Annotated in this window: 22 protein-coding genes; 13 read left to right on the top strand and 9 right to left on the bottom strand. The window is 34.4% G+C overall.

What is annotated here, in order from left to right:
• Positions 1 to 6: 6 nt before the first annotated feature.
• From X927_RS05705 to X927_RS05665, 9 genes are all read right to left on the bottom strand, one after another.
• Complete coding sequence (locus X927_RS05705) at positions 7 to 1,368, bottom strand: carbohydrate ABC transporter permease (RefSeq protein ID WP_103077138.1); 1,362 nt, start codon at positions 1,366 to 1,368, stop codon at positions 7 to 9.
• Positions 1,369 to 1,398: 30 nt separating this feature from the next.
• Positions 1,399 to 2,727 (bottom strand): FliI/YscN family ATPase, encoded by a 1,329-nt coding sequence (locus tag X927_RS05700; RefSeq protein WP_103077137.1) that lies wholly within the window; start codon positions 2,725 to 2,727, stop codon positions 1,399 to 1,401.
• Positions 2,714 to 3,412 (bottom strand): FliH/SctL family protein, encoded by a 699-nt coding sequence (locus X927_RS05695; protein ID WP_103077136.1) that lies wholly within the window; start codon positions 3,410 to 3,412, stop codon positions 2,714 to 2,716. The genes X927_RS05700 and X927_RS05695 overlap by 14 nt, the downstream gene beginning before the upstream one ends.
• Positions 3,405 to 4,421 (bottom strand): flagellar motor switch protein FliG, encoded by a 1,017-nt coding sequence (fliG, locus tag X927_RS05690; protein WP_103077135.1) that lies wholly within the window; start codon positions 4,419 to 4,421, stop codon positions 3,405 to 3,407. Before fliG ends, X927_RS05695 begins: the two co-directional genes overlap by 8 nt.
• A gap of 22 nt (positions 4,422 to 4,443) precedes the next feature.
• The gene (gene fliF, locus X927_RS05685) at positions 4,444 to 5,994 is read right to left on the bottom strand and encodes a flagellar basal-body MS-ring/collar protein FliF (RefSeq protein WP_103077134.1); all 1,551 of its coding nucleotides are present in this window, start codon (positions 5,992 to 5,994) and stop codon (positions 4,444 to 4,446) included.
• Positions 5,995 to 6,020: 26 nt separating this feature from the next.
• Positions 6,021 to 7,043: a lytic transglycosylase domain-containing protein gene (locus X927_RS05680; protein WP_103077133.1), complete on the bottom strand. Its 1,023-nt coding sequence runs from the start codon at positions 7,041 to 7,043 to the stop codon at positions 6,021 to 6,023.
• 11 nt (positions 7,044 to 7,054) lie between these two features.
• Positions 7,055 to 7,882 carry a purine-nucleoside phosphorylase gene (locus X927_RS05675; RefSeq protein WP_103077132.1) on the bottom strand — a complete coding sequence of 276 codons (828 nt, stop codon included), beginning with the start codon at positions 7,880 to 7,882 and terminating at the stop codon, positions 7,055 to 7,057.
• A 15-nt stretch (positions 7,883 to 7,897) separates the two neighbouring features.
• On the bottom strand, positions 7,898 to 8,410 hold the full coding sequence (hpt, locus tag X927_RS05670) for a hypoxanthine phosphoribosyltransferase (RefSeq protein ID WP_103077131.1): 513 nt from the start codon (positions 8,408 to 8,410) through the stop codon (positions 7,898 to 7,900).
• Between the two features lie 176 nt (positions 8,411 to 8,586).
• On the bottom strand, positions 8,587 to 9,321 hold the full coding sequence (locus X927_RS05665) for a biotin--[acetyl-CoA-carboxylase] ligase (RefSeq protein ID WP_245855486.1): 735 nt from the start codon (positions 9,319 to 9,321) through the stop codon (positions 8,587 to 8,589).
• Between the two features lie 107 nt (positions 9,322 to 9,428).
• Here X927_RS05665 and X927_RS05660 point away from each other — a divergent pair, with 107 nt between their 5' ends.
• From X927_RS05660 to X927_RS05600, 13 genes are all read left to right on the top strand, one after another.
• Positions 9,429 to 10,535, top strand: coding sequence for an FtsW/RodA/SpoVE family cell cycle protein (locus tag X927_RS05660; RefSeq protein WP_169925154.1), 1,107 nt, complete (start codon positions 9,429 to 9,431; stop codon positions 10,533 to 10,535).
• A gap of 3 nt (positions 10,536 to 10,538) precedes the next feature.
• A complete protein-coding gene (locus X927_RS05655; protein WP_103077129.1) occupies positions 10,539 to 11,459 on the top strand; it encodes a hypothetical protein in 921 nt (306 codons plus the stop codon).
• Complete coding sequence (locus tag X927_RS05650) at positions 11,456 to 11,923, top strand: 23S rRNA (pseudouridine(1915)-N(3))-methyltransferase RlmH (RefSeq protein WP_103077128.1); 468 nt, start codon at positions 11,456 to 11,458, stop codon at positions 11,921 to 11,923. The genes X927_RS05655 and X927_RS05650 overlap by 4 nt, the downstream gene beginning before the upstream one ends.
• Positions 11,924 to 11,989: 66 nt before the next feature.
• Complete coding sequence (locus X927_RS05645) at positions 11,990 to 13,252, top strand: adenylosuccinate synthase (RefSeq protein ID WP_103077127.1); 1,263 nt, start codon at positions 11,990 to 11,992, stop codon at positions 13,250 to 13,252.
• 20 nt (positions 13,253 to 13,272) lie between these two features.
• Entirely contained in the window at positions 13,273 to 14,745 is a 1,473-nt protein-coding gene (locus X927_RS05640; protein ID WP_146026584.1) for an NAD(P)H-hydrate dehydratase, read from the top strand.
• Positions 14,746 to 14,758: 13 nt separating this feature from the next.
• Entirely contained in the window at positions 14,759 to 15,415 is a 657-nt protein-coding gene (locus X927_RS05635; RefSeq protein WP_103077125.1) for a thiamine diphosphokinase, read from the top strand.
• A gap of 15 nt (positions 15,416 to 15,430) precedes the next feature.
• Positions 15,431 to 15,907 carry a metallophosphoesterase gene (locus X927_RS05630; RefSeq protein WP_103077124.1) on the top strand — a complete coding sequence of 159 codons (477 nt, stop codon included), beginning with the start codon at positions 15,431 to 15,433 and terminating at the stop codon, positions 15,905 to 15,907.
• A gap of 18 nt (positions 15,908 to 15,925) precedes the next feature.
• A complete protein-coding gene (yihA, locus tag X927_RS05625; protein ID WP_103077123.1) occupies positions 15,926 to 16,516 on the top strand; it encodes a ribosome biogenesis GTP-binding protein YihA/YsxC in 591 nt (196 codons plus the stop codon).
• A 227-nt stretch (positions 16,517 to 16,743) separates the two neighbouring features.
• A complete protein-coding gene (locus tag X927_RS05620) occupies positions 16,744 to 18,531 on the top strand; it encodes an ATPase (RefSeq protein ID WP_103077122.1) in 1,788 nt (595 codons plus the stop codon).
• Entirely contained in the window at positions 18,524 to 19,288 is a 765-nt protein-coding gene (locus tag X927_RS05615; RefSeq protein ID WP_103077121.1) for an SIR2 family NAD-dependent protein deacylase, read from the top strand. The genes X927_RS05620 and X927_RS05615 overlap by 8 nt, the downstream gene beginning before the upstream one ends.
• Positions 19,289 to 19,462: 174 nt before the next feature.
• Entirely contained in the window at positions 19,463 to 20,767 is a 1,305-nt protein-coding gene (gene asnS, locus X927_RS05610; RefSeq protein WP_103077120.1) for an asparagine--tRNA ligase, read from the top strand.
• A gap of 20 nt (positions 20,768 to 20,787) precedes the next feature.
• The gene (gene ruvB / locus X927_RS05605) at positions 20,788 to 21,843 is read left to right on the top strand and encodes a Holliday junction branch migration DNA helicase RuvB (RefSeq protein WP_103077119.1); all 1,056 of its coding nucleotides are present in this window, start codon (positions 20,788 to 20,790) and stop codon (positions 21,841 to 21,843) included.
• Positions 21,836 to 22,525, top strand: a complete 690-nt coding sequence (locus X927_RS05600; protein WP_103077118.1) for a YggS family pyridoxal phosphate-dependent enzyme — start codon at positions 21,836 to 21,838, stop codon at positions 22,523 to 22,525. The genes ruvB and X927_RS05600 overlap by 8 nt, the downstream gene beginning before the upstream one ends.
• The last annotated feature ends 54 nt before the right edge of the window (positions 22,526 to 22,579 follow it).

Raw genomic sequence — 22,579 nt, 5'->3', positions numbered from 1 at the left:
CCTCCTTTAAGATTCGTAATGTATTCTACTTCTACTACTTCTCATCTGAAGGATTGTAAACAATAGGATAATCCCAAAAAGTACGTAAGCAGCAGCACTAGCTCTTCCCATCCTTTGTTGAACGTAAAACATATCATACACGTAGTAAACCATTGTCATCCCACTGTTGTTGTAAGGTCCAGGCATACCTACATAGAGGATAAAAATCTCATCGAAGACTTTAAATGCCCCGATCATCGCAACTATAATTATAAAAAAAGTTGTAGGAGATAATAAGGGTAAGGTTATAAACTGAAATTTTTGAAAAGGTGTGGCTCCATCAACTTCAGCTGCTTCATAGTAAGTTTTATCGATATTTTGCAGACCTGCCAAAAAGATTATTGCATAATATCCTACCATTTTCCAAATAGAGATTATGGCGACGGTAGGAATCGTAAACTTCTGATCTTTAAGCCATGGAATCTTTGAAAAACCTATTTGAGTTAAAATATAATTTAATAAACCATTGTCATTGAATATCCATTGCCACACTAGAGAAATTGCCACTACACTTGTAACAAAAGGAATAAAATAAACCGTTCTAAAAAAAGTCTTGCCATATAATTTTCTATTCAACAATAAAGCTATTAACAAGGCAAAAAGAATAGTTATAGGCGTGGAAAGTAGAACATAATAAGTTGTATTCCATATCGCTTTTATGAATAACGACTGTTCCTTTGCTAAGCTCAAAAACTTAATAATTTCAGGCACTCCCAAGGAGTAAAAAGCTATCCACAATCCGATGAACGTGATTATTCGAAGAAAAATTTTATTGGACATTTGATCGATAAAGTGCAAAGATAATAAAATTGTGTAAACAACAACAAGAATTAAAGCACTTATTACATTAAGATACGGTATTAAATTAATAGTTAACAATGAAAGTATTCCTAATATACTCATAGAAATAATTAAGTATTTTTGGCGAGGTTTTTTTATCTTTTTTAGGTCAAAGATTAAATGTATGATAAAAATAGCGGTCATAAAGATTAGAAGTGTATTGAAGAAAGCTTCGTTGAATGTTATATTCACAGGTTGATTTAATTTAAATAGTTCTATATAATTCTGAAATCCAATGAATATTGGATTATCTTGATTTTGGAAATCCCACTTGAAAAAACTCAGATAGAAGGAATAAAAAATAGGCCAAAAAACAAATATCCCCAGAACTACAAAAGAAGGTAGTAGATACAAATAAGCTGAAATACTTTCTTTAACTTTCCTGTATTTAACAGGTTTTAAATATTTTTTCGATAACATTCTGACTAAAAGCAAGGAAAAGACGATCAATAAAACATAAAAGATGATGGCGTATTCAGCTTTTAACAATATTTTCTGCCTCCCGCTGTTTAGTTAAATCTAGTTGTACCTTTGGTATATTTCGAATAACTTTTTCAACGTTTGTTCGAATGGGGCTTTTTCTTCTATTCTCTGCGTTAAAAAATTATTTATATTTTCAATTTCTTCCAACGCGATATCTACTTTTTTATTACTCCCCTTCTTATACGCACCAACTTCTATTAAATCCTTGGAATTTATATAACTTGCGTAAATATCTCTAATAAACATTGCTGCTTTTAGGTGTTTTTCATCTACTACTTCTTTCATCAACCTGCTTACACTGGAAAGAATATCTATTGGGGGATAATGAGAAGAATCTGCGAGGCTTCTTGAAAGAACAATATGACCATCAACTATACTCCTTACAGCGTCTCCAATTGGATCGTTCATATCATCGGCTTCAACCAATACCGTATAGATCGCAGTCATACTTCCTTTTTGTGAGTTTCCAGCTCTTTCTAAAATTTTTGGCATATTTGCAAAGACGCTCGGTGTGTATCCTCTGGTGGTTGGTGGTTCACCAATGGAAAGGCCTATTTCTCTTTGAGCCATAGCCCATCTAGTGATTGAATCCACCATCAATAAAACATTGTAACCTAAATCTCTAAAATACTCTGCGATAGTGGTGGCTGTGTAAAGAGCTTTGACTCTGAGTAAAGCAGGTGAATCTGAAGTTGAAACTATCAAAACGGATTTTTTTAGTCCATCCTCCCCAAGATCTTTTTCAATAAAATCTTTAACTTCTCTTCCTCTTTCTCCTATCAACCCAATAACGTTAATATCTGCTTCGGTATTCCTGGCTATCATTCCCAGTAAGGTACTTTTTCCTACGCCACTTCCTGCCATTATTCCAATTCTTTGACCTTTACCAAGGGTTAAAAAAGCATCAATTGCCCTTACTCCTACAGATAAAGCTTCTTTAATCCTGTTTCTTAAAAGAGGGTTAGGCGCGGGGCTATATATGCTTTTACTCTCGTAACTCTTTATTTTGGAACCATCCATAGGCCTTCCTAAACCATCCAACACGTGTCCTAAAAGTTCTGAACTAATTTTCACGTTGATTTTACTATCTACTCTTTCTACCGGCGCCCCCACATAGATACCACTGACATCTTCTAATGGCATCAACAACACTTTATTGTCGGAAAAACCTACGGTCTCTGCAAAAATCTTTGAGCCATCTTTCAATTTTATTCTACATAGATCCCCTAAAGCAACACTGGGGCCGATTGATTCAATAGTAACACCTATTATCCTACTAATTTTACCATCAAGCTCAAATAGAGGTCTGTTTTGTAATTTATCAGTAAAATAAGATAAAGAAGAAGAAAAATCATTTATTTGCATTTATAGCTTCCTCCAACATGTTCAAAATGTCTTCAAAAAATGTTTGAGGAGTCAGATCGAAAATTCCTTGATCTGTTTCCAGAACTATTTGATTATCTTTTAAAGAAGGGTCTTCAACTATATAAAAAAAGTCAGAAAACCTGTCTCTTATTAAATTCGCGTATTCTTTATTGAAAGAAGGACTTATTTTAATTTTGGAATCTTTCAACGAGGAAAGCTTTTTTTCAAAATTTTGAAAAATAATTTCCACCCACTGAGGGAAGTTAATCTTTTCTTTAAGATATCTTTCGACGATAGCCTTTATAGTGTTTTCACAGAAAATCAAACTCTGCTGTGACAACTCTTTGATATAAATATCATACTCTTTTGATATCCTTTGAATCTGAGCTCTAACCTTTTTGAGTTCTTCTTCGAGGACCTTCTTCTTCTCTTCAATATATTTACTTTGCTCTTCTTTTAATTTTTGGGCTTCTAATTCTGCGTTTTCAATTATTTTTTGGCTAGTAATTTTAGCGTTTTCAATTATCTTTTTAGCTTCTTTTTGAGCATCTGCCTCGATCTGATCTTTTAATTTATCTTTTTCTTTTTTACTTTCTTCATATTGTGTTTGCTCTATTTCTTCCACAGATAATTCGAAGGTTTTATCTAAAACAACAAATTTATTATTTACAATTCTTTTATTCAATCAATTCTTCACCTGCCCCGCCACCAGCTATAATTATCTCACCAGACTCTTCAAGTTTTCTGATTACGTTGATAATTCTTTGCTGCGCTTCATCTACATCCCTAACTCTAACAGGCCCCATGAAATCCAATTCTTCTTTTATAATCTGTGAAGCCCTTTTAGACATATTTTTAAAGATGGTATTTTTAACTTCTTCACTAGAGCCTTTTAATGCAATTGTTAAATCCTTGCTATCGACTTCACGAAGTATTCTTTGTATAGATCTGTCGTCCAATTTGACGATATCTTCAAAAACAAACATTCTTCTTCTAATTTCATCCGACAGTTTGGGATCTCTTTCTGAAAGCTTTTCAAATATTTTATTGCTGATCGCTCTATCGATGTTATTCATTATTTCTGCGGTAATATCTATCCCACCAACCTGAGAAAAAGTTTGAACGGTGAAGGCTGAGAGACGATCCTTTAACCTACTTTCTATCTCTTTTACAATATCTGGGTTGGCAGAATCCATAGTTGAAATTCTTTTTATTACGTCTAGTTGTAAAGATTCGGGTAGTTCAGAAATGACTTGAGAAGCGGCTTGAGGTGGAAGATAACATAAAATCAACGCAACCGTTTGTGGATGCTCATTTTGTAACACATTAACCATCTGTGACACATCCACTTTTCTTAGAAATTCAAAAGGTTTTACCTGCAAGTTCGAAACCAATCTGTCTATTATATCAATGGCTTTTTCTGGACCAAAAGTTTTTTCTAGAAGATTTCTTGCATATTCGACACCACCGCTGTTGATGTAATCTTTTGCCTTTATGTATTCTCCAAATTCGTCCATAACCGCCTTTTTTGTTTTTTCATCAATTTTTTCCAAATTTGCTATTTCTAAAGTTAACTGTTCTACTTCTTCTTCGTCCAACTTTTTTAATATTTTACTTGCCCGTTCGGGCCCCAACAGTACCAATAATATGGCGGATTTTTTTAAACCATCTAATTCTTTACTCTTTTCAGCCATTTAAAGCAACTCCTTTTAACATTTAACGAGTTTTAAGCCAAGATTTAATGATATCTGCCACCTCATCTGGATTATTTTCCACCAAAGTAGCAATCTCTCTAAATTTCTCTTGTTCAGGTGAAACTTCTTCAACCTCTACCCCTCTTTCTTTCATCGCTTCTTCAACTCTGGATTCTAACTGGCGCTTTCTTTCTTCGACAAGTTGTGATGTCTTTCTAACTCTACGAGCCCTGGCAATTAGGATGATAAGCATCATAATGAATGCGATCACAATTATAGCGATTACAATATTAGTGATTCTTTGTCTTCTGAGTTGTAATTGATGTTCAATATCTGCTCTCATTGCTTCCAAATCCCTATTGAACTGTATATCAACTAAAGAGATATTATTTTCAGGTGCACCAACAGCTGTGGCAACGGCTGTTTTAATTTGAGATATCAACTCCTGAGTATCGCCGACTTTACTATTTTGAAAATCGATAAAGATCGTTATGCTTTTAGTGGATATTTCTCCGTTTTTATCTTCAATTGTCCTTTTATAAATCTCATTTACATCGTAGTTGGTTATCACATCTGAGCTGCTGTAATAATTCCCCGTACTTGTAGGCGTTTGATAAGTATACGGTGGAATGTTGGAATCAACACCAGGCACCCCACCAGAAGAAGGAGAAGAACTGCTTTGTTCAGTCTTAGTCTGTTGGCTTAAAATTATTCCATTTTCATCCACAACCGGTTCGATCTTTCTTTGTTCTTCTTCTATTTTTTGCCAATTTAATTCTATCTCAGGAACAACAACAACATTTCCTAAACCAAAGACTGATTGTAAACCGCTTTCTACTTTTTCTTTATAATACTTTTCTATCTCGGCTTTCAGCTGAAATTTAGTATCCGCACTATTGATATCTTCTCCCAAGGCAACCTGAGCGCTCAAATCGTTAGAAAAATTATCTACTACTTTTATGTTCTCTGGTTGCAACCCGGCTACAGCTCCAGCTACTAAATTAATTATCCCTTTAATTTGGTTTGGAGTTACACTCGCCCCAGGATTTAGTACTAACAAAACAGACGCAGAAGGTTTTGGGCTTTCACCAACTTGGTAGTAAGTTCTTGGAGGAATAACCAAATGAACGCGGGCACTTTGTACCGGTTCCATAGAAGCTATACTCCTAGATAACTCGCCTTCCAAAGCAATCTGATAGTTAACCTGCTTATCGTAGCTGGTAGCTCCAAAGCCTTGATTTTGAAGAAGTTCATAACCTTGAAGATTGTAACCCAATGAACCTTCACTGGCTAATTTCATTCTCAACTCTGATACATTCTGATTTGCAACGTAAATATTACCATAATCATCTACTTTGTAGTCTATACCCATTTCTTCCAACGTTGTTACAATATTACCCGCATTTGCCTGATCTAAACCTCCAATAAAAAACTCATAATTCTTTCTTGAAAGCAATATTGAAAAGAATATTATAAACGCAACGACAGAAATTAACAAAACTATATAGTTTCGTTTCTTTCTATTATCTAGATTTTTCCACCAGTCTCTTATTTGTTGCATATACTTTTCCATAGGGACATCCCTTTCTGAGGCATTTTTTAAAAGGCTAATCTAAAACCTAGATTTATAGAAGTTTGATAAATTTCGTATCCAACAAAAAGATCTAAGTTATAAATTGAAAAATAACTGGAGAGCAGTAAAGTATCAGCATTAATTAATATTTTTGAGGTCCAACTATCTGTTAATTCGTGCTTGTAAATTAATTCAGGATTTTCAGGCCCTTTAAGAATAAAATTTTGCCACGGTAAACCAACGCGCAAAACAATATCTTCTGGAACTGTTTTGCCTTTTATGCCAAAGCCAAAATTCGTTCTAGGTACGTAGAAAAAGGTATAGCCATAATTTGTTTGGATGTCTATGGAATCTATTTCTTGAATTTCTTCTAAAGGAAGTACTAAGCCAAAATTTCCGTATATTTCAAATTTTCTATATGCAAGTCCGGCTTTAAATTCTGTAGTTATTTTATCTACTTCATCTTCTGAGTAATAAGACACTCTGCCTCCTACGAAATAAGGGGAATATATTTTTGTGTTAGAATAATTTAGTTGAGCATTTTTTACCTTCTCGTAGTATGCTTCACCACCAGGAGACACTTTCCCTGCCATAACAGCGGTAGGTCCATCATGGTATGCTATAATCTGCAACCTTTCGTCATCAAAAAGGCGCCGAAGATAACCATGATATTCTAAGGCCCCCTTTAGATTGTCATATGGATCAAATAAATTATAAACATGTAAATCCACTCCCGTTGGATTTTTTAATTGAAGTAGTCCCATCGCTTTAGAAGACGAAATAGCATGAGTGTAATTAGACGATTCCACAACCATTTGGCCACCTATCAAAGTTCGCGGTTGGGACCAAACACTTTCTAACAATTTATTAGAATCCATTATCGGATATTTATTAATAGTATAAAACTCCATTCCAAATTCTCCGGAGGAATTTGAATTGTATTCAAAATAAGTATTCGGTTTCATGAACAAGTAATCATAAACTTCATAATAAGAAAAGAACAAGATTGGCAGAAATATAAAAATTGCCAACCAAACAAGTGCTTTCAAAAAAACACCTTCTATAAGATATCTATTAGGTCCATTATGATATCCGCTATACTTTCGCCTGTTTTTTCTGCAATCTTTAAAACTTCTTCTGCACTAACTTCTTTTAATTGTTCAGGAACAGCTTTATCGGTTATAGCGGTGATACCTAAAATCTCCATACCAGCATGTTTTGCAACTATAGCTTCTGGTACTGTAGACATCCCTACCAAATCAGCACCAAAATTTCTCATCATAGCCATTTCAGCTGGTGTCTCAAATGTGGGACCACTTAAACCTAAATAAACACCAGAATATACTTTAATATTAAGTTTTTTAGCGGATTTAAAAGTTTCTTGCACCAAAGATTTCGAGTAAACTTCCGTCATATCGGGGAATCTAGGACCCCAATCATCGAAATTTGGTCCGATCAATGGATTGTCACCAAAAAAGTTGATATGATCGGTAATTATACACGGTACACCCACTTCAAAATCAGGGTTCAATGTTCCCGCTGCGTTAGTTATTATGAGAGTTTCAATGCCTAATTCTTGCATTACGCGAATTGGAAAGGTAACCTCTTTCATAGTGTACCCTTCGTAGTAATGAAATCTCCCATTCATAAGTAATGTATCTTTACCCTTCAAACTTCCTATCATCAATTCACCTTTATGGCCGGGAGCGGTAGAGCGTGGGAAGTTAGGAATATCAGAATAAGGGATTGTAAGGGCATCTTCTAAATTTTGTGAAATTTTCCCTAATCCAGACCCCAAAATGAGCGCTATTCTAGGTTTTTTATTAGTCTTTTCTTGAATATATTGAGCTGCTTCTCTCACTTTTGATACGTATTGTTCAATATCCATATAATGTTAGCCTCCTTATTCTATATATCCAATGTATGGTAAATTTCTATATTTTTCGTCGTAATCCAATCCATACCCCACTATAAATTTATCTCCTATTTCAAATCCAGGAAATCTTACTTGAATTCCATGTTCATGAGTTGTTTTTAAAACAATTGACGTAATTTCTAAAGAGGAGGGATTTTGCCTTTCTAAATATTTTACTATATATTTTAACGTATTTCCAGTATCTACAATGTCTTCAACTATTAAAACATGTTTATTTTCAAGAGGCTCATCCAACCAACTTTTTACCTTAACCTTTCCAGTGGTTATATCCCCTGAATAACTCGATACCTGTATGAAATTATAATTAACGTTCAACTGTATCTTTTTTACCAAATCACTAAAGAAATTGACGGATCCTTTTAAGACGCATACGGCGACAATTTCATCCGTTATATTTTTATAATAATCATCTATTTGCTTAGCCAAATTTTCAACCTTTTGTTGTATTTCTTCTTCTGAAATAAGCACTTTTAGACTCATTATATACCTCCCAATAGAAATAAAAAAATTACTATTTGTATTGTTATTCTTTTAAAAATCAAAACTTATTTCCCAAATAGAATTGTTTTCTAAAATATTATAAGTTGTTTTATTGATCTAAGCTCAACAAACATATTGTATCATATCTAGCAATCAATTACTCTCTTATTTAAAGATTATATCACAATTAATTCGCCAGAGTTTATTTTTCTTAGCTCCCCGTTATCGTCTATTATTTCCAAATAATCTGACTGGATATCGTTTACTATACCATAAATACTTCCGTTATTTTCAGTTGATACTTGGACCTTATCTCCTACTTTCACATTCAAATGATTCAACCACATTTTTGTGATAGCTGAAATTGCTTTGGGTTTGAAGTATTTTAGATAATATGAATGGTAAGCAACATGGTTCAATTCATTCAAAAGTTTTCTCAATGGAATTTCTTTCCCAACCACATCTTTTAAAGCAATTGAGTTATTGGAGACTTTTTCAGGCAATTCATTGTTGACGTTTATTCCTACTCCCACTATAACGCAACTTGGTGTACCACCATTATAAACACTCTCTCCTAAAATCCCGCACACCTTTTTAGAATTTATCAAAATATCGTTAGGCCATTTAATGATAGGGTTCAACTTGTATTTTTTTTTCAAGACATTATAAATTACCAAAGAGTACATTCTCAAATAATAATATGGGATCAAAGGTCTTTTACGGGGTTTGAATAACACCGAAAACCACAACCCCCCCAAAGGAGAATACCACCTACTGTTTTTCCTTCCGTAACTTTCTGTTTGTTCTAAAGCCCAAACAACAGTTTCTGATGGCAGTTCACGCCAGTGTTTTTTAATGTAGTTGTTTGTTGAATCTACTTTATCCAAAAGAATCAAATTATCACCTATCATTTTAGCAGACTTTTCCTCCTCTTAAAAACTTTATATAGCAATATGATATAATATATTGTTGATAAAAGGCAAACTCTTATCGAAATTTGTAAAAGGAGATACTTTCAGTGAATTCTTTTTTCATTACAAATTTAATAGGTGAAAGAAAAGAACGCATAAAAAAAATAGAGATTATCCTCGTTATCGCTTACATATTGTTGGCAATTGTAGGATTTTTATCCGTTAGAAGCGCTGTAATCAATAGCCCTCTAGAGGGAATAGAAAATCAACAATTGATGTGGATTATTATAGGGTTCGTTTTTTTTACCGTAAGTATCTTCATTCCAGAAAGGTTTATAAAGAAATATACCCCTATTCTATTTTATTTAGTAATTCTTGCCTTGGTTTTGGTACTGTTCACCACACCAGTTAGTGGGGCTAAAAGATGGATAAGGCTGGGTCCTGTAGGTTTTCAACCATCTGAAATATTTAAGCTGGTATTGTTATTATATCTTAGTTATGTTCTTTCTCAAAACGATAATAAAAAGTTTTATTTTGCATCAATAATGATTTTTTTATCTGCAGGGTTAATATACAAAGAACCGGATTTTAGCACTTCGATTATCGTATTATTTACATGGTTTGTTCTAGTTTTCATTTCAGGAAGGTTCGAAAAATTATGGCAGTATTCTTTAGGATTAGCTTTGATCGGCAGTCCAATAATTTTTTACAACCTCCAAGAATACCAAAAAGGGAGAATAATAGGATTTCTCTTTCCTCAAACCTACTCTCTAAGTTATTATTATAACACCGCACAAGCGATAAAAGCTATAGGTTCTGGTGGTTTGTTAGGGGAAGGATACATGAATGGATACATGAATTTGAGTGGATTCGTACCGGAAAGTCATACGGATTTTATATTTTCCGTTATCGGAGAAGAGTTGGGATTTATGGGGGTAAGTTTTATTCTAATGCTTTATTCGGCAATACTTTGGAGACTATACGAAGGATACAAAAAAAGCGATGACCTATTTTGGAAGTATTTTTATGTTGGATCCGCATTTTTGTTCTTTTTCCATATTTTTCAAAATATTGGAATGAATCTAGGTATGTTACCAGTTACAGGCATTCCTCTGCCTCTGATATCAAATGGTGGTTCTTCTTTTGTTACTTTTTCTATAATATTAGGGATTGCAACAAAAGGTTTAATGATAGAAAAAAACATTACGAGGTGAATAATGATGAAAATCGTAGAAACTCTACCAAACATCAGTGAAGGGAAAAATAAAGAATTAATCAACCGAATCAAAGACCTTTCTGAGAATTTTGATAAGATTTGGTTTATTTCTTGTAAAAGCGATGAATACTTCAATAGGAGCTTCATCAGTGTTGTAGGTGAATTAAACGAAATAGAGACTTTCTTATTCGAAATGGTTAAAATATGTGTGGAAAATATAGATCTCAGAAACCATAGTGGGTATCATCCAAGAATAGGTGCTGTAGATGTTATCCCAATTGTTCCATTAATATCAACGACCTTTGATGAGGCGGATAATCTTGTAAAAAGATTAGCAAAAAAAATCTCTGAAAGTTTTGAATTGCCTATATATCTATACGAAAAATCCGCCAAAAACGAATACCGTAGAAATATTAACACCTTGCGAAAAGGTGAATTTGAATTCTTAACTAAAAAAATGTCTTTTCCTGAATGGGAACCAGATTTTGGTCCGAATCACCCGCATCCCACTGCTGGAGCAACTATTATAGGGGTTAGAGATTTTCTAATATCTTTGGAATTTCATATTAACACCTTAGACAGGTGGCTTGCAGAACAAATAAAGCAAGAAATAAGCTTGAGTTTACCTGCCAGTGTATTTTTAGAAAGAAAACAAAACGGTAAATTCAGTCTCACTTTAAATGCAAAAGAAGGGGATGTATCTCTCTATTTGCTTTACAGTAAAGTTAAAACAATAATAGAACATTTTGGAAGCGAAATAGAAAAAGTATCTCTCCCATCTCCTTTAACGGGAAAATTGTTTTTACAATCTTTTAAGAACTTAATAGGTAATTTGGACGGAGAATTATTTACAATAGAAGAAAAATTGTTAACCGAATCACAGATCTCCAAAACAAAATATATTCCAAATGAAGAAAAATGACTAGAATCATAGTTATTGGACCCTTAAAAAGTCCCCATATAATAGATGGAGTCAAACAATATTTAAAATGGATAAAGAAGTTTGAAAAAATTGAACTAATACAACTTCCTTTATCTGGTGATTTAAACAAGACACCACCTTCGATTTACAAAGATAAAGATTTCAAAAAGTTCGAAAAATATTTCCCGGAATCTTTCAACGTTTTATTGGATGAAAGAGGAGAACAAATGGATTCTATAAAATTTTCGGAATTTTATGACCGCACAAAAAGCAGATCGCAAGGGAAACACATAAACTTTATTGTCGGTGGTCCTCTGGGTCATTCTGATAAAATTTACAATAAAGCGGATTATATTTTATCGTTATCTAAATTGACTTTTACCCACGAATTTGCGGTTTTGATTCTTTTAGAGCAATTGTTTAGAGTTAACAAGATATTGCACAATGAAACTTATCATTATTAAAATAAAAAAGTTACGGTATTTTTATCGCAGGAAGGGAGGAAAGTACGGTATCATCGTACAAAAATTATGGAAAAAATGTCGATTGTAGGTGCCCAATGGGGCGACGAAGGTAAAGGTAAAGTTGTTAATTACTTTTCAGAAAAGTTTGAATGGATCGTGCGTTTTTCTGGAGGTGCGAATGCAGGTCATACCATTTATTACAAAGGCAAAAAATATGTGAATCACATGCTTCCTTCTATTATGCCCAATTCTAAATCTAAAGGTTTTTTAGGTGCAGGAATGGTGTTGGATTTAGAAAAACTTGTAGAGGAACTAAATATACTAGAAGTTGATTTTCCTGGAATGTCCTCTAAATTTTACATTGATTTAGAAGCCTTTTTGGTCCTTCCTTGGCACAAAGAAGAAGACGAAATTATAGAAAGTATGAGAAAAAAGCCAATTGGAACAACAAAAAGAGGAATTGGACCTGCCTATACCGATAAGGTATCAAGGGAAGGCATAAAACTTTACTACTTGTTCGACGAAAAAATGCTTAAAGAACGTTTGGAAGACATATATTACCTAAAAAGTAGTCAATATGGTGATAAATTGAAAACTTCAAAAGATGATGTGTTTGAATACTTAATGAAAACCAAAAATGAATTGGAAAAATTGAAAATAAATTACGCTAGTGCGGTAGAGATGGGGAATGTTTTCAGAAGTACATCGGTACTGTTTGAAGGAGCTCAAGGTGTTTTGTTAGATTTGGATTTTGGCACCTATCCTTTTGTCACATCGTCTTCTTGTATGGCTCATGGAGTTTCCTCCGTAGGCTTTTCAACGTTCGAACTAGATGAGGTTTATGGCGTACTCAAAGCTTACACAACACGGGTAGGATCGGGACCTTTCCCAACAGAAATTTTTGGAGAAGAAGCTGACAAAATTAGGGAATTAGGAAAAGAATACGGGGCGACAACTGGAAGACCAAGAAGGGTTGGTTGGTTAGATCTCCCTGCCTTGAGATACGCAAAAATAAGGTCTGGGTTAACAGGGCTTGTAATCACCAAGGCAGATGTTTTAAATGGGTTAGATAAGATAAAAGTTTGCACACATTATGAGGTCAACGGAAAAACAAAAGATACTCCATCTTCTTCGTATGACTTTTTTGTTGCCAAACCTATTTATACTGAATTGAACGGTTGGAAAGATACCAACGATATTAATTTCCTAAAATATTTATCGTATATTGAAGAACAAATCGGAGTTGATATTGACTACATTTCTTACGGACCAAAAACCGAAGAAATGTGTTCAAAAAATGATTTGATATTGAACATGGAAAACAAATAAAAAATCTAGGGGTGAATAAATTGAAGATAATTACTTCCTCCCAGGCAAAATTAATAGACAAATTGACTATAGAGAAAGGAATAGCCTCAGAAACGCTTATGGAGCAGGCAGCTTTTTCTGTGGCTGACATAGCAGAAACCTTTGAACCTACTTCCATCCTTTGTGTAGTAGGAAAAGGTAACAACGCAGGTGATGGAATTGCAGCGGGTAGGATTCTAAAAAATAGAGGTTACAACGTTGAAATACTTATAGTAGGTGATCCAACTCAAGGGAGTCCTGATTTTAAAAAGCAACTTGAAATCGCCAAAAAATACGAAATTAATATTTATCGTTTCAATGTTGACAAAATTAATTATTCTCAATACGATCTCATAATAGACGGATTAATAGGTATAGGCTTGAAAGGAGAAGTCAAAGGAGAGGTCGCCGAAGCGATAACACACATAAACTCTTCAGAATCAAAGGTATTATCAGTCGACATTCCATCAGGAATATCATCTGACACAGGTGAAGTTCTAGGAACGGCAGTTAAGGCCGATCAAACGGTTACATTCGGCTTTTTAAAAATTGGTCATCTACTCTATCCGGCAAGAGAATATTGTGGAGAAATAAAAGTTGCTCCTCTATCTTTCGACAACTCGCTGGTAAACTCAATCAATCGAGAACTCATACTAGAAGATACCGTTAAGAACTTACTCCCAAACAGGCCTGAAGACTCTTACAAATACAAATTTGGAACGGTTTTTATACTTGCAGGTAGTGAAAAATACCCTGGTGCACCTATCCTTTCCGCTATTGGGGCTCAAAGAACTGGAGCTGGTATGGTTAAGCTGATTACACCGGGAGATTCTTCAAACGTATTAGTTCTTGAACCATCAATAATCTACAGATCCTTAAAAAAAGAACATTTTGAAGAAAAAGACGTCAACAATTTAAAAGAAGAAATCGAAAAATCTAATGTTATAGTTTTAGGTCCCGGTATAACTGAAAATGCAAAAGGTTTTGTTACAAAATTATTTGACACCTACAAAGATGACAAATTATTTGTTTTAGACGCAGACGCTCTGTTAATCTTAAAAGAGAAAGATGTTAAATTAAACAAAAATTTTGTTATAACCCCTCATGTGGGAGAACTATCGAAGGTTTATAAAAATTTAAAAAACGACGTGTTCGCTTTGGAAGAATACGCAAAAAAATTGAACTGTACCATCGTATTCAAATCATCAACTACCTTAATAACAAACGGTGAAAAAACATATTTCAACATAACAGGGAATTCAAGTCTAGCCAAGGGAGGATCGGGAGATTTATTATCAGGTGTAATCGGATCGTATATAGCTCAAGGTTTACCCACAATGCAAGCTTGCATAATTGGAAGCTATGTGGTATATAAAACTGCAAGAGATCTATCCTTAGAGTACACAAACTACTCTTTAACTCCAAAAATAATTGCTGACAATCTATATAAGATTATCCATCAACTAAACTCATGAAGCTAAAATCCAATTGGGAGGCGATCAAGCTATAATTTATATAATATCTGGAGCAGAGCCAAGAAGCTCTTTAGAATTCTATGAGAAAATGATACAAAAGGCATCCTTGACAATCGCCTGTGATGCTGGAATCAAAATCTTCAAAAAGTTAAACTTACCACCAAACTATTTAATAGGAGATTTTGATTCTGCTTCTATTGAAGACCTTCAGTGGGCAGAAAATAACAACACGGAGATATTGAAATATCCAAAAGAAAAAGATGAGATCGATACCGAATTGGCTTTAATATTTCTGAAAGAAAATCACTATAAAAACATTGTTTTATCAGGGGTTTTGGGTAATCGCATCGATCAAGAAATGGCAAGTGTATTCCTCCTAGCCGAATACATAGATCTAAATCCTGTTATTCTTGAAGAAGACGTTAAAATTGGTATAGTAAATAAAAAAGTAGAAGAAGAGGCCCAGATCGGTGAAAGTTGGTCCATTTTAAGAATAGGAGAACCCGTTATAGGCCTTACTCTCAAAGGGTTCAAATATCCATTAAATAAAAAAGATATCTTTGATTTCAAATCCTTAGGAATCAGCAACGAAGCAAAAGAAAATAAAATAGAAATATCCGTTGAAAGGGGCATGGTCGTTTATATCAGATGGATCAACAAAAAATGGTAAGCAGGGGGCGATCTAATGTGGTTAGTATTATCTGATTCTCACGACAACATGGATAAACTTAAAAAGATTCCAGATATAATCCAAAGGTACAATGTCGATACCATTTTCCATTGTGGGGACTTTGTAGCTCCTTTTACTTTACCGTATCTAATCTATGATGATATGGACTTTTATGGTGTCTTTGGTAACAACGACGGAGAAAAGTTACTACTGTATGAAAGATCAAATAAAAAGATAAAAAACGGACCAATCACCGTAGAAAAAGATGATAAAAAGATATTTATGATGCATGAACCTTATTCCTTAGAAGCCGCTGAAAATTCAGGGATTTATGATTACATCTTTTTTGGTCATACCCATGAAATAGTAAATAGAAAAATCGGTAAGACCTTTGTGCTCAACCCAGGAGAATTTTCCGGATGGCTAACTGGGAAGGCAACTTATGGTATAATAGATCCTAACGAAGCAAAAGTTGAAATCAAAGAACTTTAGAGGAGGATCATTGACATCTTGAAAGTATACAAAGCTCAATTAATAAAAACCGTTTACAACATTGAAGATCTCCCACCACCAGATAAAAAAGAAATCGCCTTTGCGGGAAGGTCTAATGTTGGAAAATCGAGCTTTTTGAATGCCATTTTAGGCATAAAAATAGCAAAAGTGAGCTCTACCCCAGGAAAAACCAGATCCATCAATTACTATTTGGTGAATGATAAATATTACTTCGTTGATTTGCCGGGATACGGTTTTGCCAGCGTTTCAAAGCAGGAAAAAGAAAGATGGAACATATTAATGAATGAGTACTTTAAAAACAGATTTTCTTTGAATGCCGTTTCTTTGCTTATCGATCATAGACATATGCCTCAAAAACTGGATTATGCTATGGTTGAATGGCTCAAAGATCTAGGCACACCTTTTTTGTTTATCTTAACAAAATCTGATAAATTAAAGAAATCTGAAAAAGCTAAACTTTTTGAAGATATCAAAAGTAGTTTTTTAACTTATGGCGAATATATATACTTGCCTTTCTCTTCGAAAACAAAAGAAGGTTTAAAAGAGGTTTTGAAAACTATCGGAGAAATATTAGGCGAAGTTGATTAGTCTCAATAAGTTTGCAGAGCAAAGGGGTACTAAAAGTAAGATTTAGAAATTATTCTTATAATAAACGCTTCAAAATTAAGATATTGATTTTAAAAGGGTCACAGGGCGGAGCCCTCCTCAACCTTCCTGGGTTAGGGACCATAGGCCCCTCCTCAAGAAGGGTGGGAAGCGGGGTAAAAGGGCGCTAAAATAAAGATTCTAAAGACAATCAAAAGGGAGGGTTAAAAATGAATTATGAAAGAACGGTATTGATTCCCGGGGAGGTATCTTATAGTAACATATCTCAAATACTAAATTCGAGTTCTCTACTAGAAATAATCTCAGAATTAATCGAGGATGCCCAGGAGACACGCAATACGTTATATCCTTTTTTTCAATTATTTTTAGTGGATGAAAGCAAACAAAAAGTTCATGAAAGGTATGACTTAGAACAAATTCGGCAACTACTCTTAGCATTATCTATAAACAGCTTAGACCATTTGGATGAATCCTCTTACTTTAGTTTCCCAAAATTATCTTCATACAGAGAAACGTTGGCCCTCTTTGTTGAAGATACTTTCAATTTATGGCGTTCAAAACATAGATTTATGAAAAAAGCGGATCCTTTCAGTCACAATTCAAGAACTAGGATTCATAAGCAAATATCCTTAGTCAAGAACAACTCTGATCTAAAAAGTTTAGTGTTGGGAGTATATAGACAAATCCTTGTCAACATTTCAGCCAGAAGGGTAAAAGTACTGAGGCAACTTCCCGGTGGAGCTCAAGCAGGATTTATAGTTGATCGTCCTAAACCTAAACCAGAAGCTAAAATAGCCAATGCTGATTTTTTATACAACATGGAATATGTTTGGAGTGTAGTACTGGAACCACCCGTTATCTTTTATACATACTCTAATAAAAGAAGAGGGGTATTCAAAGTTGTCGATCGTCCTATATTAAGCAAAATTAATATAGATAATCCACAGGATTGGCTCGTTTTCCCCATATACGTTAACGATAAATTGATATATGTTGTTGTTTACAAAGAATACTTCGCGATGGCAACAGGTTTGGCAAATTTATACGAGTTTGCAGATTTTGAAAGTTTAGAAAACAGAAGACCTGATGGTATATACATCTTCGGTATGAATAAAAGTTTTTTTGAAGATGAAGACGATTACAATGGTATCATCTATAAAGAAGATGATGGAACTTACGTAGGACTTGTTGGAGATGATCCTTCTATAGACTACTTTGGTTATATGAAGAAAATGGTATTGACGATTCACAACTTAATAGTTATAGACGAAGATAGACTACCAATTCATGGGGCTTTAGCTGAAATAAAGTTAAGAGATGGTCAAAGTTTCAATGTAATGATAATGGGAGATAGTGGAGCGGGAAAATCTGAAACATTGGATGCTTTAAACAGAATAAGAAAACAAGTATCCGAAGTGAATATATTGATAGATGATATGGGATCATTAGATATTTTAGAAGATGGAACAGTAGTTGCATACGGGACGGAAACTGGTGCTTTTGTCAGACTTGACGACTTACAACCAGGTTATGCCTACTCTGCCATGGATAGAAGTATCTTTATGAATCCAAACATAACCAACGCCAGAGTTATTGTACCCTACTCCAATTATGAAGATATCATAAGACCTACTAAAATTGATTATTTCTTTTACGCCAACAACTATGAAAAAATAGACGATAACAAACCACCAATTGAATTTTTTGATGACGTAGATAAGGCATTAGATGTATTTTCCAAAGGTGCAAGAATGGCAAAAGGTACAACTTCAGAGAAAGGTCTAACCTATAGTTACTTTGCTAATCCTTTCGGTGCAATCCAAAGAAGAGAAAAACATGAAAAAATCGCTAGAAAATACATGGAAACACTAATGAAAAGTAACGTCAAAGTTGGGACACTTAGAACGCAACTTGGTGTAGAAGGCTATGAAGACGAAGGTCCTTTAATAGCCGCCCAAGAACTTTTGAAATTTTTGAAAGGTGGGAAAGATGTCTGAAGTTGCGAAAAAATGTGCAGAATTAATTTATAAGTCAAATTCCATTGCGGTCTTAAGTGGTGCGGGGATGTCTACTAACGCAGGTATCCCCGATTTTAGAGGCCCAAACGGGATCTATACAAAGGCAAATATAAAAAATCCTGAAAGGATTTTCGATTTGGATTATTTCTATCGTGATCCTTCTTTGTTTTATAAGTTTCACAAAAAATTTTTAGAGTACATAACTAAAGCAGAACCAACCTTTACCCACAAATTTTTAGTTCAACTTGAAAAGGAAGGAAAATTGAAAGGGATAGTAACTCAAAACATCGATTCTTTACACCAAAAAGCAGGTTCAGAAAAAATTTATGAAATCCATGGAGGATGCTGGAAAAATTACTGCACAAAATGTAAAAAAGAGTATTCTCAAGAAGAAATATTAGAAAAGATGAACATCGAAATAATACCAAAATGTGATAACTGTGGTGGAGTAATAAAACCAGACATAGTATTCTTTGGAGAACCTGTAAAATACCTAACAGAATCTGAAGTATTGATGAAAAATTCTGATCTTGTCTTAGTTTTAGGATCCTCTCTTGCGGTTATACCAGCAGCAATGTTGCCATCCTTAACTAGAGGGAAGATAATTGTTGTAAACAAAGGTGAAGTATCAGAATGGTATCTTCCCCCAGAAAAGGTAGCTCTCATTGTTAACGAAGAATTGGACAACTTTTTTACGCAAGTTGCCAAAGAGTATGAAACACTCAAAGAGGGATAAATGAGCAGGGCAGAGCCCCACTCATCCTTATGGGTGGGAAGCGGGGCGGAGGGCGCTAAAACAGAGCATTGAGGGATTTACCCTTTTTATCCTTATGCAAAAAAATATTTTAAAACAAAATTAGGTTTTGGGGATCTTAAGGGGGGAACCCCCTTAACGCTTGGAGGTGAAAGCATGGATCCAAAATGGGTATATGTAAAAGACTTCAAAAAACACATCGATCAAACAGTAGAATTTCGGGGATGGGTATGGAACAAAAGAAGCAGCGGTAAAATAGCTTTCTTACAGTTAAGGGATGGAACAGGTTTTATTCAAGGAATAGCTGAAAAGAAAAATTTTGATGATGAAACCTTTGAAAACATCAGGAAAATAAAGATGGAAAGTAGCATAATATTACAAGGAACCATAAAAAAAGACGAAAGATCTCCTGAAAACGTTGAATTACACATAACTTCTTTCAAAAAAATACAAGAACCCATTGAAGACTATCCCATTTCTAAAAAAGAACATGGCATAGACTTTCTAATGGAAAACAGACATCTATGGATCAGATCGAGAAGACAGTTTCATATTTTAAAAATTAGAAACGAAATTTTAAAGGCAATTAGGGATTTTTATAATCAAAATGATTTTACTTTGATAGACACCCCCATATTTACCGGTTCTATAGGAGAATCTGCCGGTAACACATTCAAATTAGACTATTTCGATTATGGAGAGGTGTATCTAGCACAAACTGGTCAACTTTACTTAGAAGCTGCGGCGATGTCTTTTGGCAAGGTGTACAACCTTGGTCCTACATTTAGGTCCGAAAAATCAAAAACAAGAAGACATTTAATCGAATTTTGGATGAATGAAGCCGAAGTAGCTTTTTATAAACATGAAGACAATATCAAATTACAAGAAAACTTAGTTTCTTTCATAATGCAAAGGGTATTAGAAAATGCTTCAGATGATCTAAAAGAAATTGGTAGGGATACAAATAAACTACAAAAAATTAAGCCGCCTTTTGAAAGAATGACATACACACAAGCGATTGATTTCCTGAAGAAAAAAGGTTTTGAAATAGAATGGGGAGAAGATTTCGGAGCAGATGAAGAAAGTGCACTTGCTTCCCAATTTGAAAAACCTCTCTTTGTGGAGAAATATCCTAGGAAAGCTAAAGCTTTCTATATGCAACCTGATGAAACCAATCCTGACGTTGTACTCTGTGATGACTTACTTGCCCCCGAGGGTTATGGTGAAATAATAGGGGGTTCTGAAAGAATATGGGAAGAATCAGTCCTAATGGACAGATTAAAAGAATTTAATCTTCCTCTAGATCAATACCAATGGTACATAGATTTAAGAAAGTTTGGAAGTGTTCCACACAGTGGTTTTGGTTTAGGAGTTGAAAGAACAGTAGCTTGGATATGTGGATTAGAACACATAAGGGAAGCTATACCTTTTGCAAGGACACTTTACAGAGTTTACCCATAAGATTCTAAGGAGTTTTTAATATGATCGAAAAAGAAAATACAAATCCAAAGAGGTTACTGGATCCCTCTTTTATTGGAGAGGATACAGGATCAAAGAAATTAAGGCCAAATTACTTGAATGAGTTTATCGGCCAGGACAACATAAAAAAAAAGTTAGAGGTCGCGATAGAAGCCGCTAAAATAAGAAAAGAAGCAATGGACCATGTAGTTTTAGCAGGTCCTCCTGGTTTAGGTAAAACAACCTTAGCTTATGTAATTTCAAACGAGTTAGGTGCTAATTTGCAAATTACAAGCGGTCCAGTAATCGAAAAAGCAGGAGACCTCGCCGCCATTTTAACCAACCTAGAAAATGGCGACGTACTATTTATAGACGAGATCCACAGGCTGAATAGAACCGTGGAAGAAATCTTATACTCAGCTATGGAGGATTTTCAACTTGACATTGTTATAGGGAAGGGACCTTCTGCTCGTTCTATTAGGATTGACTTACAACCTTTCACCTTGGTGGGTGCTACTACGAGATTAGGCCTTATAGCTCCACCATTGAGAAGTAGGTTTGGCATAATTTTGGAAGTTGATTTCTACTCTCCAAAAGACCTCAACTTAATCATAAAAAGAAGTGCAGAGATACTCAATATAAAAATAAAAGAAGATGCATCACTTATTTTAGCCCAAAGGTCTCGAGGAACGCCCAGGATAGCCAACAGACTGTTGAGAAGAGTTAGAGATTTTGTTCAAGTTTCTGGAAAAAACGTCATAGAAACTGAAGATGTGGACAACACAATGAAATTATTAGAAATGGATGAAGATGGCTTAGATAAAATGGATAGAAAAATTCTTAAAACTATAATAGAAAACTATGAAGGTGGGCCGGTGGGTGTAAATGCCCTAGCTTCATCGATTGGGATAGAGCCCGATTCAATCAGCGAGGTCTATGAACCATTTCTACTACAAGCAGGTTTCATTATCAGGACCCCACGTGGTAGGGTAGCAACTGAAAAAGCTTATAAAAAATTGAATTACACCCCAAAATCTTCCAATCAAAATATTAGTTTATGGGGGGAGTTTAATGAATAATTTTTTAATAGATAATTATCACACCTTGTTAAATGAGATACAAGAAGTTGCTGAAAAATCAGATAGAGATCTGAACTCTATAAAATTAGTTGCTGTATCAAAGAATTTTCCAAGTGATTACATAAAAAAATTATACGAGGAAGGTCATAGAGATTTTGGAGAAAATAAGGCTCAGGAATTAAGAGAAAAATATGAAGATCTCAAAAATCTTGACATTGTATGGCATTTCATAGGCAGGATACAAACCAACAAAATAAAATACATCGTTCCTATCGCAGAATACATACATTCAGTTTGGAGAATGAAAGAAATAAAGGAAATTCAAAAAAGAGCCGAAGAAATAAATAAAACACAAAAAGTTCTTTTAGAAATCAATATATCTGGTGAACAATCAAAAGCCGGACTCATTCCAAGTAAAGTAGATACATTTTTGCAAGATGCAACATCTTTTAAAAATATAAAAATAATTGGTTTAATGACAATGGCTCCTTATACTGACAACGTTGATGTTATAAGAAATGTCTTTCGAAGCTTAAAGGAACTTAGAGACAACCTAAATAAAAAATACCCTTCAATAAAGGAATTATCTATGGGGATGACTAACGATTACAAAATAGCCATAGAAGAAGGAGCCACTCTTTTAAGAATAGGAACAAGAATCTTTGGCAACAGATATCTTTAGAAGGGCGGGCAACGGGGCGAAAGGATAAAGATTTCCTTTCCTTAGAAGGGTGGG

This window comes from Petrotoga mexicana DSM 14811 (assembly GCF_002895565.1).
Classification (GTDB): Bacteria; Thermotogota; Thermotogae; order Petrotogales; family Petrotogaceae; genus Petrotoga; species Petrotoga mexicana.
The sequence above is the reverse complement of the archived record's forward strand: the minus strand, read 5'-3'. Positions and strand labels throughout refer to the sequence as shown.

What these genes read in the sequence shown, in the direction of transcription:
- X927_RS05700 (WP_103077137.1), bottom strand. Translation starts at nt 2,727, where the DNA reads ATGCAAATAAATGATTTTTCTTCTTCTTTATCTTATTTTACTGATAAA.
- fliG (WP_103077135.1), bottom strand. Translation starts at nt 4,421, where the DNA reads ATGGCTGAAAAGAGTAAAGAATTAGATGGTTTAAAAAAATCCGCCATA.
- fliF (WP_103077134.1), bottom strand. Translation starts at nt 5,994, where the DNA reads ATGGAAAAGTATATGCAACAAATAAGAGACTGGTGGAAAAATCTAGAT.
- X927_RS05675 (WP_103077132.1), bottom strand. Translation starts at nt 7,882, where the DNA reads ATGGATATTGAACAATACGTATCAAAAGTGAGAGAAGCAGCTCAATAT.
- hpt (WP_103077131.1), bottom strand. Translation starts at nt 8,410, where the DNA reads ATGAGTCTAAAAGTGCTTATTTCAGAAGAAGAAATACAACAAAAGGTT.
- X927_RS05665 (WP_245855486.1), bottom strand. Translation starts at nt 9,321, where the DNA reads ATGATAGGTGATAATTTGATTCTTTTGGATAAAGTAGATTCAACAAAC.
- X927_RS05655 (WP_103077129.1), top strand. Translation starts at nt 10,539, where the DNA reads ATGATGAAAATCGTAGAAACTCTACCAAACATCAGTGAAGGGAAAAAT.
- X927_RS05650 (WP_103077128.1), top strand. Translation starts at nt 11,456, where the DNA reads ATGACTAGAATCATAGTTATTGGACCCTTAAAAAGTCCCCATATAATA.
- X927_RS05645 (WP_103077127.1), top strand. Translation starts at nt 11,990, where the DNA reads ATGGAAAAAATGTCGATTGTAGGTGCCCAATGGGGCGACGAAGGTAAA.
- X927_RS05630 (WP_103077124.1), top strand. Translation starts at nt 15,431, where the DNA reads ATGTGGTTAGTATTATCTGATTCTCACGACAACATGGATAAACTTAAA.
- X927_RS05620 (WP_103077122.1), top strand. Translation starts at nt 16,744, where the DNA reads ATGAATTATGAAAGAACGGTATTGATTCCCGGGGAGGTATCTTATAGT.
- X927_RS05615 (WP_103077121.1), top strand. Translation starts at nt 18,524, where the DNA reads ATGTCTGAAGTTGCGAAAAAATGTGCAGAATTAATTTATAAGTCAAAT.
- asnS (WP_103077120.1), top strand. Translation starts at nt 19,463, where the DNA reads ATGGATCCAAAATGGGTATATGTAAAAGACTTCAAAAAACACATCGAT.
- ruvB (WP_103077119.1), top strand. Translation starts at nt 20,788, where the DNA reads ATGATCGAAAAAGAAAATACAAATCCAAAGAGGTTACTGGATCCCTCT.
- X927_RS05600 (WP_103077118.1), top strand. Translation starts at nt 21,836, where the DNA reads ATGAATAATTTTTTAATAGATAATTATCACACCTTGTTAAATGAGATA.